1 protein-coding gene is annotated in these 17,215 nt (G+C 37.6%); it reads right to left on the minus strand.

Annotated features, from left to right (window positions below; all coding sequences use genetic code 11):
- Positions 1 to 78 precede the first annotated feature (78 nt).
- Positions 79 to 17,061: a hypothetical protein gene (locus Fsol_RS03250; RefSeq protein ID WP_108673453.1), complete on the minus strand. Its 16,983-nt coding sequence runs from the start codon at positions 17,059 to 17,061 to the stop codon at positions 79 to 81.
- Between the last annotated feature and the right edge of the window lie 154 nt (positions 17,062 to 17,215).

The raw sequence follows: 17,215 nt of genomic DNA on the forward strand, positions 1-17,215 counted from the left end.
ATATCTTCATTTAGCAGAATCTAGATAGTTGCTTTTTGTAATAGTCAAAACACTCTACAAACTTATTAATAAACACATTTAGATCCCCTCCTCTTGATGAGGCCCTCCAACCACAAGATTTATCTCCTGTCCGAAGAGATTATCCGGATCGTGTGGCACTTCCTCATAATTAACTTCCTCATGATTAACTTCCTCATTATCGTTAATGTCATGAAAAACTTCTTGTACTGAGCTATCCCGATTACTACCATCAGCTTGCGGTACTGCAATATCCCGATTACTGCCAACTTTCCGAGCACCACTGACTGGTAAAGGAATCATCCTAGAACTACCGAAATTTGGTATCTCCTCAGCCATAAAGATATTATTTGCATCTCCGATATCAGAACCACTTGCAACACTTGAAACATCTATATCATCCTCTTTTTGCAATAGTGGTGTAGAGAAAATATCGAAAGAAGAGGTGCCATCATTGTACTTTCTCTCTTCTAAAGAGATTTTATTATAAGCGGCTATTTGTAACATTTCGTTATATAATTTCACCCCTTCTGAGGCAATATCTTTAGCATTAGGATCTTTCTTCAACATCTGCATCTGTGCATTTAATACAACAATTTTTCTATCATGCTCCAACGATAGATCTTCTATTTTATGCAAATGATCTATACGTTTCTTCTGAAGCGATGAAAAGAGCGCATGCTCTCTTTTATGAGGCTTTACTTGCAATAAAAATTCTGTTGTTCTGTCGCTTTCATCTGCATATGCACTTTCCTCTTCCTCATACTGTAATCCTAATGCAATCAGATCTTTTTTTCGCGCATCTCCTCCTCTTTGAATCTCCTGCAACTTCTGCTTCAATCCCTCAACTTCTATAATCCCTTTATCGAATTTCATCTTTTGCATACCTGCATCGCGCACCTCTTCTGCATACGTCACGCCATTAACAAAACTGATGGTAGCAGCGTCAAAATCAGCAGACTTCTGATTACGTAGTGCGATTTGATCACCACTATACTTACCATCTACAATTTTCCCTGCACCATCCTTAACAGGTCGTAAGCTTTTGATATATTCTTCTGCAGCATTCAATACATTTTCATACTTGCTAGATAATGCATCTCTCTCGTCCTTTATAAAAGACGCTGCATCTTGAGCATTTTGATCCAACGTCAATTGAATAGCATTAGATTGGCAATTCAAATCCTCTCGTTTCCTAACGTTTTCTTCACTCTTCTCTGATAGCTTTTTTTCTTCCTCTCTTATTTCATTAATCTCATCATGCAGCTTATTCATTCTATCAGCAACCACTTTTATCTCATCATCATGCACTACACCGTCTTGTATCAGAAGTTGATACTCTTTATCATTTTTAGGCATGCCGTGCTTATTTAATGCTACATGTATCACATCATTAAGTTGAGCAGCTAAAATATACTCACGTGCATCAAATGCTTTAGTCAGATAATGTAATAGTTTTCGCATCTCCTTCACTACATTCTTGATCTCACTCTCTAATACATATTCTTTTCTCTCTAACGTACGTATTGCTCCATCACAAGTTAATAAAGCATTTTCATCATACAATACTCCAAACTGCTTTGCATGCTGCGCTAGAGTTGTAATTTGCTTGAATTTTTCACGTACTTCAGGGAGAGAAGTGTCTTTACGTATAATTACTTTTTCATAAATTTTGGCAGTTCTCGTAAAGCCTTTTAATGAAATCACATTTTCCAATATCTTTCTGGCTTCACTATTACCGTAAAGTATAGAATTTTTATTCAAATAATCGCTATTAACTGCAGCGAGAAAATACTCTTTATCATCTGGACCTAAATGATCGCGACGTAATGGAAGGCACGTAGTACTTTTATACATTGAGATCTTATCCGTTATTTCGAGAAGCTCTTGCTTTAAACGTTGTTGCTCTATTTTTGATAATTCCACTTGTGCTGAAAGGATATTCTGTCTTTCAAAGCTTTCTGTCTCCTTCCTGAGAATAGCATCACCTTCCTTCTCTAGAAGCATACTATTCTCTGCATGCACATCAGCTTTAAATTCATTCTCTATTCGCCACATTTGGTTATCTATCTCATCATAAAATCCCGGCTCATTGGCTTGAATTTTTAATTTTGCATTATTGGCTATCTCCAGCTTACACTTTACAATAAAATCATTTATCTCGTTTTCTTCTCTATAAGAAGCGAGACGTAGCACTTCTTGAGCCCTTACTTGCTCCGATAGCTCTATCATCACTGTTGTTCTGTCAATTACACTCTGCTGACGCACCGCTGCTTTTTCATTCAGTACTCTTATACCCTCTTGTAACGCTGCATGTTCTTTCTGAAGATTTAGCAGTTCTTTTGAGTAGCGCGCATGCTCTTCTTTACGCGAAACTTCATCATCAATTGGCATTCCAATATCTCTTAACTTTTCCTCCAACAAATTGAGATATAGAGATGATATAATAGGGATATCTGAAGAAATATTAAATTCAACTTTTATAGCTCGCAACTCGAGTGCTATAATTTTCTCCTGCACAGCTAATATTTCAGCGTCTGAAGCGCCATTGTCTAACAATCTTCTTTTTTCTTGCTGCATTTGCGGCAATTCCGGATACTGTAAGGTAAACTTCCCCTTCAATGCATTATCATACTGACGATTATTCAGTTGTAATATCACATCTCTTTGCATTAATTTTATTCCTTGCTCAGATGCTGCTTTTTCTAATGAACTTTTTGTTTGGTCTTTTTGGATCGACTGCGCTGTAATCATGCTTTGTTTTAATCCAATCAGTACTTGCAACTTCGGATCTTGGAAAAAAATACTGCCTTCTACACTATAACCAGCTTCCATTACTCTGATCATATCATCGACATCTACCATCACTTTATTCACTTTTTGCTCATATTCTTTCGAAGTAGATTGAAACTTCTTTGCTAGCACCCTACTCTGCTGCGAAAGAGATGATACTTCTGGTTCTGTTCCTGTCTCTGAATTTGGTATTTTCAACTGCGAACCTCCTTTTCGCGCTGAGCTTTGCGAAGTTTGCACTATCTTGCGCTGCATTCTATCATGAAAATCTTTTCTAGCATTACGTTCTTCAGCGAGTTCAGATATATTCTTCGCTTTCTTGAAAGCATCATATAATTGTTTTTGCTCCGCGCTAAAAGCATTGTCATTCTCGATCATAAGAGAATTTAGCTCAGATATTTTCTGAGTAAGTGCGATTTGATTTTTGTCTAGTTCTATAACATCTTTATTCATTAGATTAATTTTTTCCTGATATTCTTTCAATATCTCTTGATCTGTCTCATGCATTCTCTTGTATTCCTTTTGCGTTTTCTTCATCACAGTATACGTCTGCGTCTCGCTCTGATATCGCTCACTTACTTCTCGTTTTTTTATGAGAGATTTGTCCAGCACCTTCATTACTGCGAATTGCCGTATTTCTGGTGACGTTGCTGCTGGCTGTATACTTCCTTCTAATATTTTTTTATTGTTCTCTAATCGCTGCACATAAGCATCCTGCAGAGGCAGCAGTTTTTGGAGCTTGTCTGATATGATTTTCTTTTTATACGCTTCAGTATAAAGATTTACGCATTCATCTGTAATATCTGGGACGCCATGTTTCATCATGTTTATATTATCCGTGCCTATTACTGCTCTCTCCTCCTCCAATATTGCGCCTCGTTCGTCATACATAAGCTCGAGCTTTTGTTCTGATACAACTATAACATCCTGCACTACCTTTAGCTTCTCGAGAGTCGAATCATGTATTTCCTTTGCCGCATCTACAACGGTTTTTTCAGTAATCTTCATGATTCCTAATTTCTTCTGACATGCTAGAATAAATGCACGTAACGCAGAATCGTACTCTTGCATTAATACTGCTTCCATCGTCTCGTCTATTGTATCTTGAGACTGAAACCTTCTAATTTTCACTCTCGATTGATCCAAATCGCTCAAAGCTTTCTGAGTATCTGCATCAGATATAACGGGATTATTTTTTTGAATTTCATCTACTATGTCGCTAAAATTTGAATCACTAACTGGCTTTAATATTTCTAGCTTTTTTGTATTATCACTTATTTCGTTCGTTATTTCCGATCGCTTCTTCTTTAGATGCTGCCATCTCTCGTCTTGCTCTAGACTACGAAAAGGACGTTCGTCTAATTCTTTATATTCCACATTCATCGTCTTCAGCGACTGCTCATCAGCGTCAACTTTGCGCTGTAAAACTAGTAATTCACTCAAGTTCTGTAACTTTTTATAATAGCCACTACTTGCGGCATCACTTGCATCCTCAGCATCTAATATCTTTTTCTTCTGGTCAAGAGTATACTGTAACAACTCTTCTTCGTCCATTTTTTTCCCTTTCTCATCCGATACTAGGTCTATTCTCTTGTCTATTTTTTTTTGCTCTTCTAGATAAAACATGCGAGCAGCTCGCACTTTTCCTATCTCCTCGGATAGCTCATTACCCCCGAACCTTTCATTTATGGACGTAAGCTCATGCTGTGCTATATCTTGCAGGTTACTCGTCTTTATCGTAGAAAGAGATGATTCTTCCATCTGTATAAGTTGAGTATGTAACGAAGATGCTTCTTTCTTTATCTGTAGCAGCATTGCACCATTTGACAACGTAACTTCGCCGCCCTCTTTTTTCTCAGCATCTTCTACTGTTTTTAGCTCATTCTCAGCACTTTGCTTTAACTTTTGCATTGCATGATATAATTTCTCTCTCTTTTCATACTGATTACTGAAGTCAAAGTATTTCATCGCATCTTTCACTGCTAAAATATTATCATCTAGAAATGCTATTATTGCTTTTAACTGCTTTTTTAATACACTGCTACGACATACAATCCCCTTACTAAGCCAGTCATCCATTTTCATATCTTTGAAAGTAGGAATAATATCATCAGAACGTGCTCCTACTAACTCCATTAAATCTGCGTTTAAAACTGCGATTTCATCGCCAACTGCTTTCTTTTCAAGCTCAATCTGCCTCTCATCTACTTGCAGTAATTGAGCTACATCTGCAGCACGCTGACTTTGATACGCATCATCTAGCTTTTGAATATCTGTTTTAAATTGCTCGTTTAGAAAATCTTCGCCTCTCTTCAAGCGCTTTGCTAGCTTATTATCTTGCCTCCATAAATCTTGCCTTTGGCGCTCCAATTGCATCAACTTCTCTTCGCCTTCCTGTATATCAGTGACAAATCTCAACTCTTTCATTATCGCTTTCTGCAGAAACTTTTGCTGTAACAGATCCTTATCAGCGTTTGCTTTATTATCTTTTAAGTCTTTCAGATCTGACATCATTCGAAGTATAGTCTCCATTCCTCCTCTTCCAGCAATATCTACTCCGTTTAGATCTGCATTATCGAAAAACTCGCCTATCTCTGAGGCCTGAGCATCACGCTGCACTATAGCTTTATCCGGAGATAATTCTAGCGATACGGTAATTTCTAATTTTCTCCATGCATTTTCCATCTCACGATGTCGGAAAACTTCTCTTATAGCTTTTTCACTTGAGAAGTTTTCATTTTTTTCATGATATTCTGCGTTCTCTTCATCGAAAATTTTCGATATTGCATGATGTAGATTTAATATTTTCTCTTTTTCAGACTCGATACGCTCGCGCGCCTCAACTCTAGAATCGCGCTCGTGCTGCCGCTGCATCGCTATATCAGTTTTTACCATTTCAGCTTTAAAAAGATCTACCGCATACGCTACTAATGGTGGCATCTTTGCTACAAGCTTCTTTGCACTCTCATGATTGAGTAACGACAACATCTTTGCAGCATAAGATGAATACTGAGTAGTACTCCCTGGCGTTATCTTGAGATTATTAGCACTATCTAGAATCTGCACCAAGAATTCTTGAAACTGAGACAAATATTCCTTTTGCTCAACTAATGTTTTCTTGTATAACTCTTCTTTTTCCTCTTCCTGCTTATGCTTTTCCTTTAAGTACTGTAAAGATTTGAATGCATCAGACACTGGGATACTATCACGATAAAACTCCGTTTCTTTTAGAAATTCTTCTAATTTCTGGCGCTCTTGTTCTATTTTTACCATCCCTCTAAAAGCCTCTTTTTCATCATCAGAAAAACGGCCCCATTTATTGAAGTTGGTTTCATGCAGAGAAGTTATCTTCTCCTTCGTTGTCTTATTCCATTCTCTCCCCTCCTCTGTTTTGTTACTCTTTTCGTAACGCAAATACTCCAAAACTAAATCTAAAATATCCCTTCCATATTGAGTCTTTCCAGCTCGCTGTAGCAACTCTACTTCATGATTCTGTTTTGCTTTCGCTGCATCAAACTCACGCTGAATGCTATTAACTGCATCCTTGTAGGATAACAATACATTATCGTATACACGTTCTGCATCACTCTTCTTTGGTAGTTTTGCTAATACTTTCTTTATATCGTCTTTTCCTTTCTTTATTAGCATCGCTTTCTCATCTTTATTTTCTAAAATAGCAATAGTCTCCTTTAAATGCGCAACAGACTGAGCGTGCAAATCGACATCGCCGCGTACTGCTAAATCTTCTTCCGCAGCATTCCACAGTTCTAATTTACTCAAGAAGCTTTCATTTGCCTCTATATGGCTCTGTACTTGCACCAAGAATGCACTTCTCGTAGAAGTATATAATGCAACGGCTTCTCCTACTGTTGCAGGATGTTGTGCCTGCTCTATGTTAATTTTATATTTCGCAAAAACTTGCCCCGTATTGTGATTGCTTATCGCATTAACTGCCGTTGTTAAGGAAGTACGTAGCTCTGCTTGATTCTCTGGTCGTTTTTGCCCCTCTAATGCTTGCAATAATTTCTCGTCAGCCTCAGCATTCTGTTGAATTTGTGCCAGGATATCATTTATCAATTGATCATGTAATTGACAAGCAGCCTGCCACTCTGTTTCAGATAACTGTCTCCCTGCATCACTGATAACATCTTCATTAGGATTTTGAAATTTTTGCAGCATCGTCTCGATCTGCACCTTCTGTGCGGTAAGAGAGCTCTTTTCTATAAGCTTAAGCAGATCTTTTAAATCTTTGTACACTATAGCAGAGTTAGACTTTTGAAGAACAAACTCACCAGAAAGTTCAGTAAGTTTTTGCTTCAACACCAAACTACGACCGATGTTTCCACGAATGTCAGACTTAAGATGCCCTATCATGTCTTGATATTCACCGATCTTTTGATCTTCCGGAGAAACTGCTCTTGGATTCAGCAAGTCTTTAAGCGCTTTAAGAGTCCTATCCTTCGCGCGTTGCATAGTGTCTCTTTCCATAGAGCAATTTTCTAATAGCCCGGTAACTTTTGTATAATGCACACTTACTGCTTTAGTATTGGCACTTTCCACGTTTTCAGCATTAGTTGGAGCATTTAATTTCTGCGACAATCCCGAATTCGTATCTTGTTCTTTTTTAAGCGTGACAACGAGAGCATTTCTGAGGTCTTTATATGATATAGCGGCCTCTTTATACGCTGCCTCTTCAGGAGACGTATTTTCTAAAACTTGCAACTTTTCTTTCATCTTACCAACGTCAGAGAATGCACTTCGTACTTCAATTCTTTCTGCAAAAGTATCAAGCTTCTTTAAATAAAGATTTATTTCTTGACCATCATTACGTCCAGATGGCACTGGTATGGCATTCAACTCCTCCAAAAGTAGTTTATTTTTACCGCCATTATCTGCAGTCAGTTTTGTAATAAGAGCATTTTTCAATTCTACGCATAATGCTATAGCATTTGCGTACGTTACTTCATTTTTTACGCGATATAACTTCATCGCATCGATATCGTTCTTAAAATCTTTCTGACACTTTTCCAAGATTGGAGAGACATTCGCCTCCCACTTCGAGTCTGCTACTGGATTTTCTGTCACTAGAGTAGATAAGTCTTGCAGCACTTTCTCATCGTAAACACCATCATTTTTCTTCTCTTCAATTGTAACAAGAAGAGCCTTGATTTTAGGATCATTTTCTATCTTCAATCTCTCTGAGAAATACACATTCATTTCCTCTCTTTCTTTCATCGCTGCTTCAGATATTTGCCATGCTTTTATATCTGCCATGAAAGACGGATGTGCGTTTATGCCTCTCTCTAATGAAGCCATCAAACTCGAATAATAATTTTTCTCTTTCTCTAAGTCGCTCTGCTGCTTCTTCTTTTCGTCTATCTGGTCTTGAATCCCGTCTATAGCTAAAGAAATTGCATTTCTTTCGTCCTGAAGTACAGGTATTTTCAACCTATCATATGTGTTAGCTAACTCGTACTCTTTATCTGCTAGCTTCACTTCCTGCAGCTTTTTATCATTCTCCAAAGCAATAATTTCCATAGATACTTCATTTAGTTCCTCATTTATCTTCTCAAGCTTTTTCTCCTTTAATAGAGTGTGCTTACCTACTATTTTCTTTAAATATGTATCATAATATTCTGGAAGTATAAAATCTGTTCGATGTTGTATTCTAATATCTTGCAATTCCTCCAACATTCCTGCCGCTTTATCTAACGAATTCTCCTTCTTATCAGAATAAGTAAGCAGCATTGATAAATTGTGTAGCATCTTCCATATAGTCAAATTATGCTCTTCCACACCTATTACCATGCGTTGTGTATCTGATGGGTTTATTTGCGGTAATGCAGCAGCGCATACTCCTTCCGTGCTTCTTCTTAATATTGCTAACGCAGTATAAGATTCGCTATAAGGTATAACTCTCAATACTATGATTCCTTGCGGCACTAATGCACTCGATAGCTTTGCATATGCTGAATCTTTTTGCTCCTGCGTCAGCATCACATCAGTAACATTTTCAGATTTCCATTGTTCTATCTCTCTTAACCTTTCTTGTATTTCAAAATCTTTCTCTGGACTTGCTATAGTATCATGTCCGCGATCTGAATTTCGAAGTCTTACCAACTCCGACCATAATGAATCAATGTTATGCTCGTATTCTTTTAATTGCTGCAATACATGTTCTCTATTATATTGCATTACCTGTAATAGCATAGCTTTCTCTTGTTTCTGTGCTCCGTCCGCTAATAAAGCAAGATCATGATTTGCTACTTTAATAGCTTCGTCTAATTCATTCAGCTCGTCACGGCAATTCATACGCCCTTTTCTTGCAGCGTATAAAGACTGCCTCACTTGATCTATCTCGAATTGTATTGTTTTATCCGCTCCTGTGACAATAAGTCCGTACCTTACTTCAAAGTTATGCAATTGGTCATACGCTTCTCTAATAGTATTGCTGAGTTCAAATCGCTGATGTTTTAACGATTGTAACGCCAATGACGTTTCATCAATCTGCCTTTGCAGAAGTACTTTCGTTATCCCATCTACCGGCTGTGATTTTGATAATGTTAATAATGTTTCTTCATGCGCCATTATACTTTGCCCTATCACTGTAAAATCCTCAATTTTCTTCGATATCATATCCTCTAATCTTGTCTTTTGTTCAGGTTCCGATATTGATTGATCTCTCGATGTTCTTTCTTCAAACGTGCTAAGCCATTTTTCATTCTGACTTACAGGCGTCGTCTCTAAAAGATTAAAACACTGTGTTTCCGCATCTCTATGTGCATATTTTTTAGCTTCCAAAGTATACTTTTCATTCATGTATAGTGGATGCTCTATCATATCGTCATCACATAATCCCTCAATCTCTTCCAACTTTTTCGAAACGTATAATACCGGGCTATCGCTCAATTTTACAGGAGGCACTAGCTGTTGCTGCATATTTTGAACAACTCCTCCTTGCGCAAAAGCTTGGCTGAGATCCTGCACTTGTACTACTGTTTCTTGCTCTACAACTATTCGTTTTGCTGCAATCTCAAGATCGATTTCAGCTATCTTAGCAGCTATCGAGTTCTCTTGCTCACATCTACTTATTTCCAATTTATTTTGCGCAAGCTTCTGCGCTTGCAGATCTTTTATTGCATCTTGTGCGGACTTGATATTATGCTCTACACCTATGATTGCGTCTTTTGTCTTCTCAATCGCAGCATCATACATATGTAATGTCTCTATAGAATCATTTACAAACACGCGTTGCGCATCGATGAGTTCTTGATCTTTCTTTACTGCTCTCTCCAACTCTTGTAATTTCTTTACTTGTGCATTTTTATCTTTTAAGGCCTGTAAACGAAGCTGTTCGATCTCTTTCAACTCTCCTTGATGCTTTTGCAATGTCGTTCGAGCATTTTGAAGATTAGTCGCCAAAGCAGCATCTCCTGCCACTTGTCGTTCTAAATGACGTAATGTATCAATCTTCTTCTTTGCTGCATCTCCTTCTGTTATCTGTCTTCTTCTAATCTGCTGCAGGAGAGCTATATCAGGCAATGCCTTCAAATCAACATCTCCTCTAATCACTCCTTCTATTATTCCTTGGTAAATTGTCTCATAAGAATTATTCTCTGCACTAGCACGCGCAAGATTATCTTTCATGCCCTTTACTTCTACTATCATCTGCTTCAATACTTCCACTTCTTCCTTTTTCATTTCTAATTTCTGTAATTCGCCTTGCATTCCTACAACACCATCTTCAACTGATAGCAATACTTCGTTAACCTTCGTTTTTTTGGCTTGTAACTTATTCAAGGCTTCTTCTCTCTTCTGAATTTCAATACGAGTGTTTTCTGCATCGTTCTCCGGCAACATTTCCGCTTCTAACGCCGCCTCTATATCAAGATAAAGACTTATCTTGATATTCGCTTGCTCTAAATTACTTCCTGTTAATGTTTTTCTTTGCGCTCTTGTATTTATAAGTTCTTGATGTACATTTGCTTTGAGTGTTTCAATCTCTTCTCTATTACGAAATTTTTCAAAATAAGGCATTGGCTGCCCATTTAAATACATCTCTTTTTTTTTGTAAAAGTCAAGCTTTTGCTTAGCGCCATAATTGCGTAATGACTCACTATACCAGTCTTCCGCAATTTGACATATACTTTCAGCAATAGATACTTCATGTACTGCTTTATGTATTCTTGCAACAACGTCTATTGCTTCTTGACTACTTATAGTCTGATGCTTTTGCTCTAATGCTCTTTTTTTATCAAGTAATTGCCGTACTTTCGTATCAGGATTAGCGAAATATGCATCCATTGATTGGAATTGCTGTAGTACATCTGACTTTAGACCAAGAGAAATTAACTGCTGTTGATGCATATTCATCCAAGCGTCAAAACTGCCGTCTATACGATTAAACGTAACATTATCAGCAGGTAAAACATCACTTTTTTTCCATAACAAATTCTCAAGTAGTACCTCTTCTATCTGCATTGCTGATTGAAGCGCATCACGCCTAAAAGCATATGTTGTAGCACTATCTGGATTGAGAGGTATCGCTTGTTCCTCTCCAGTAGCTTCTGGCGCTATGGCTGATCTTATCAGCCCTCCTATATTGACAGAATCTGCAGCAATCTTATCAGACAGATCTGCATCATTCATTGTTGTGTATGCTTTACCATATGCATCTATTTCTTTACGAAGCTGAATTTCATTCTGTTTTACAATTTTCATTTCATCTTCTGTACTTTTCAAGCGAGCGCGCATTTGGCTTATATTCGCATCTATACCACTCACATCAACACCATCTTGAATACGAAATGCCCGTACAATAAGCATATTCTCTATTCTCTTCGCGTCCGCAAAAATCATATCTTGCAATACTGCACCATACGATTGATGATCTTTTAGCTTTAATTTCGCAATTTCCACCGTAATTATCAATTTCTGCAATAGAGTATAATTTTCACCTTGTAGAGTAGGTATCAAACTGTTTGCTGAATTCTCATTTAATACGATGTCTTTTTCAAGGAGTGCTAGCTTCTCTATTGAATCATTCCTCAATTGGTGTTTTTGTATAATATCAGACTGTATTTTTTCTAGAAGAAATCTTCTGTAATTTTCATCGCTGGAATGCCAAAGATAGTACATTCCGTGAAGCTCACTTTCTTTGAAATTACTTTGAATAACATGCTCGACTCCATCTCTTGCGGTTGCATTCAAACTTTTCGCACTTCTGAGCACCTCTTTTTCAATAGATTGTGCAGTTGCTACAACTACATTTTGGTCAGTACGTGCTGTTAAAGGTAGCTGAGAGAAATATTGCCCCGCTTCTTGCAAGCGAGACAGCTCTCTATCTATCTTGCCAAAATTCACTCTCTCAGACGCCCAATTAGAGTAAGCTGTAGCTGTTCTTTGCAATTCTGCTGTAACAACAACGCAATCTTGCACAGTATGTCTTTGCGCAGGAGACATCTCGTTAAATTTATCTATCCACTGCGAAGTACGTTGCCGAGTTTCTGCTCCTAATTTAAAGAGTTCTCTTGCATTAGCTCCTTCAGACTGTTTTTGCTCATACAATAGCGTAACTTGACCGTTTCGTTCATAATATTCTTGTCCTTCAACTGCAACTCGCAATGTATTGTACAACTCTTTTTGACGTTGAGAATTAATTGTCGCTTCTCTTGATTGCTTCAGATAAGACGATATTAAGTTCTTTTGTAATTTTTCTTCTGCAATTTCAAATTCAGTCCTTGCGTAATCCAAATCTCCAGCAACTTTAGTAGCTAAAACACCTTCAAGCTCTACTATCTTATTTTCTGATGCGACAAGCGCCTGCTCTAACCTTACAATATTACCTTCTGCAACATTGAGAGATAAGTCATTCTGCGCAGCACTGTCCTCTAATGCCAATAACGTAGCGTCGCGTATAGAATTATCCGTTGATGTAGATTCTGCTAAGGGCTGAAGAGCAGGTACGTTGGTATAATCTTTATTAATAAACTGATACTTGCTTACTGCAATAGTGATCTCTTTTATTCTCTCTTTTGCAAAATGTATCGTTCTGTCGTATCTTCCTATCTCTTCAATAAGTTGAAGATGTTTCTTATATAGATCGTATACTTCTCTATGCTCAGCATCAAGCACTGGATTTGATGCGCAATATTTCAGGAAATGTTCCAAAAGCAGCTGATAATTTGACAACTCTGCTACTGTCACATTGCTTTTATCCATTAGAATGGCTTCATTCATTTTCCTTTCAATATGCAGGCTGTTCTGCGCTGCTATTAAAATAGGTATTAAATCGATTTCTTTTTGTATTGCATCCTTCATATCCTTAATATCCAACGCTATTTCTTTTTTACTATACGATCCTGTATTTTCTCTCACTGCGCTATACTCATTATTCGCTTTTTTCAGTTTGTCCTTTATATCATCAATCTCTCTTTCAAAAGCTTTCTTCTGAAGCTCTTTTTGCTTTAAATCTCTAGCACAATCCGATGACTTTTGCGCACAATCTTGAGAATTGCAAGTAACAAGTAAATTACTTAGCTTTACATTTTCTTCTGCTATTTCTGCACTAAGCCGTAATATTTTACTTTCTAAATCGGTTATCTTGAGATGGAAGCTTTCCTTAATATTATCTAACTCTCCTCTTCTTTTGTAAGACACTGCACCATTTTGCATTGCATTGCTTTTCTGCGAAGGTTTAATCTTTCTTCCAAGAACGGCTCCATTCTCTTTAAAGGTGACATTTTTCTTTTGAAGATTACGATTTTTTTGTGGCTTCTCACCTAATACGCAAAATTCTCCATAGCAAGGCGTTGTAGTAGAATCGAGATTTTTGAGATCAAATTTTTGCTTGAACTGTAGCGTATCAGGCGCTTGTTCTAATATATGCGATTGGGAATCATTGCTCTCTGAAACAACGGTAGCAGGCCCTTGCTTCAATTGTAACCGACTCATTACATTTTGATGAGCTGCATTTGATTGCGAAGCTGCTCCTGCTGCTTGCTTCTGTGGCTCTACAGTTGTTTCTTCACGCTGATATAGCGGCACATGAAGTAATTTCGCTACAGAAGAGAGATCTTTGTAATTAGATAATTCCTTTTCCAATTGCCGTATCAAATTCGCTTCCTGCACCATCCTCGCTATATAAGAGTTACCACGCTGCTTTAATGATTGAAGCTCGGATTCTAGTGCGCGTACTTTCTGTTCACGTTCTGTAACAGTATTTATACTCTTCTGTAAGCGTGCTTTTTCTTTCAGTAATCTTGCAATTTGCCCTATAGTTTCTGGAGGATGTGCTTCTCCTTCTTGCAATGAAGCAAGTGTTCCTTGTAAACGACGTATCTCACTATCTAATGCCATTATTCTATTGGCATTAGATTGTGCTTCTGCAGCAATAGCTTGAGCGCCTCCTAACTCCTGTATTTTCGCGACGATTTTTTTCTCACTCTCTTTTTCATGAATCATTTTTGAACGTAAATCCGCTATCTTTGTTTGCGCTCTAAGTAATCGATTTTTCGTTTTTATGAAATTGAACCTCTCTTGTTCTTCGCCTTCTTCAAGATTTTGCAATGTACTACCAAAGTTATTCACACGATCTTCTAAAAGCTGTATATCATTGTAATACGGCGTAAGCATAGATTGAATATTGTAATGAGTCGCTAATGCATCTACCGCATCCAATCGCATTCTCATCTCATCTATAGATCTACGATATTCACCTATATCTCTCACATGCACATCACGCGCTTCACGTAGCATCCTTGCTCTGCTTTCAATATTACTAAGATTTATATCGTCTAAAGGCGTACCATTTTCTAAACCAAGATAATAATCTTTAAGTGTATCTTCTAATTCTTGCTGATCTTGTAAAACGTCCTGTAATTGCGCTTCTGCAGCTTTTAATTTTTCGGATAAATTATCGATCTTTCTTTCCACGTTCTGCAACGTTTTCTCATTTCCTTGCTGCGCTTCTGTTTTCTGACCGTTCTTTCCTGCATTATGATACATTATTGCCTTCTGCTGTATTGTTTTACCTCCACCTGCAAAATTCACGTTTATCGGTACAGATTGAGGTTTAGAATTCTCTTCAATAAAACGTTTTAATTCTTCTAATAGACTTTCTTCTGTCGATGGCGAACTATCATCTCCTAGAAAACGCTTCATTTTTTTAGGAAGATGCTTTTTTATGATTTCTATTACTGTATTGCGGTTTTGATAAATAGCCCAAACAGCGCCTATACCGAACTTAATATATGTATCATACTTCGATAAAAATGTTTCATCGTCCTCTTTTTCTATTGCTATATCTGGAATCACGATCTGCTCATCACCATTTTCCTTCTCAGGTACATTCTCTTGCATCTCTTCTTCCGTAGGTACATCTCCTGACTCTTCTCCTTCCGTAGACTCGCTCTCTTCCTCAGATGGTACAGTATCATCCAAGTTTCCTTTATTATCATTCTCTCCTTCCTTAGGTACACTTCCTTCCTTGGGTACAACATTCTTTACTACTTCTAGCAATGTATCATCCTTCTTATTTTCCACTGTATCTACTTCATTATCTTGTATCTCAATCTCCTCACTTACTTCTTCAACATTCTCTTCATCATACTTCACTTCTTCAACATTCTCTCCATCAGGTACATTCTCTTGCATCTCTCCTTCCTTAGGTACATTCTCTTGCATCTCTTCTTCCGTAGGTACATCTCCTGACTCTTCTCCTTCCGTAGACTCGCTCTCTTCCTCAGATGGTACAGTATCATCCAAGTTTCCTTTATTATCATTCTCTCCTTCCTTAGGTACACTTCCTTCCTTGGGTACAACATTCTTTACTACTTCTAGCAATGTATCATCCTTCTTATTTTCCACTGTATCTACTTCATTATCTTGTATCTCAATCTCCTCACTTACTTCTTCAACATTCTCTTCATCATACTTCACTTCTTCAACATTCTCTCCATCAGGTACATTCTCTTGCATCTCTCCTTCCTTAGGTACATTCTCTTGCATCTCTTCTTCCGTAGGTACATCTCCTGACTCTTCTCCTTCCGTAGACTCGCTCTCTTCCTCAGATGGTACATCATTACTTAAGTTCTCTTCTTCCTCAGGCAGTATATCACTTAAGTGCTCCTTATTATTATCATCACCATTTTCCTTCTCAGGTACATTCTCTTGCTTCTCTCCTCCCGTAGGTACATCTCCTGGTTCTTCTCCCTCCGTAGAGTTACTCTCTCCATTAAGTGGCACATCATTACTTAAGTTCTCTTCTTCCTCAGGCAGTACATTACTGTTTCCTTTATCATCATTCTCCTCCTTCTTTTCGAAGATATCTTTCACTACCAACACACTTTCGCTTTCTTCCTCGCTTACCTCTTCTTCCATAAATGCATCTTCTTGTTTCTTCTCTATTAGCGCAACACTCGCCGCTACTTCTGATGATGTACCCTTCTCTTCCTCTATAGAAATATCTTTTTGCTCTTTCTCCTCCTCTATAGGTACAATACTCGCTACCATTGCTTCCTGCCGTTTTAGAAACATTCTATGTTCAATATTCAGAAGCAGCATTTTAATTCTTTGAAACAGCAATATGCTTCCTTCTGATATGTCATTCTTTATTCTTCGTGTGAAAGTCTCATCACTTTCAAAGTTCTCATTTTTACCGTTCTTCTCTGCATTATTTTCGAAAGAGACAACATTATCTTCGAAAGAGACGGTATCATCGTCATCTTCTTCTGTAATCGATGATTCTTGAAAATCTACAATTTCCTCTTGCTCTTCAGTCGCTTCTTTCATAGAAACTGCTTCCTTATTATCATCTAAGAGAATTAGATTAACAGCTGAAGCAACATTAGGTCCGTTTTGCACCATCATCATCTGTCGTACTTTTTGTAGCAGACTAACTTTTCTTTCCTGCATTATACGATTTTTATACGACTCAGTAGGACGTACACGAAGCGCATACTCATATCGCAAACGATGTTGCTCAAGTTCTCTTATATATGGATGCAATAGTGCAAATTCCACGATAAGCGCTTCCTTATTTTCGGCACTATTAACAACACTGATGTCAGCTTTTTTTGAAGCATCAACATTAACCTTCGGATCGTAAGCACTTCTATGAAGATCATAACACACTCCACATTCATACCATAAACCCGCAATCAGAACATCTCCCCATCCAATATCGAATATTTTTACCCTGCGAAAAGCTCTGTCTTCTACCTCTAGATGCCAAAATAATGAATTAAGCATTACACTTTAAAGTATAGTAACACACGAGCATTATAGCATGAAGCTTGCGCAAAGAGAAATGTTTATCTGCTTTTACGAAGAGATAAATATCTTATATCTTTCTTTAATCTTAATCTTACCTGTAACTGCAGAAATATCGCCGTTACAGGAAGAT

Source organism: Candidatus Fokinia solitaria (assembly GCF_003072485.1).
In the GTDB taxonomy this organism is placed as follows: domain Bacteria; phylum Pseudomonadota; class Alphaproteobacteria; order Rickettsiales; family Midichloriaceae; genus Fokinia; species Fokinia solitaria.

Bases quoted from the DNA above. Each gene is read 5' to 3' on its own strand.
- Fsol_RS03250 (WP_108673453.1), bottom strand. From the start codon at position 17,061: ATGCTTAATTCATTATTTTGGCATCTAGAGGTAGAAGACAGAGCTTTT.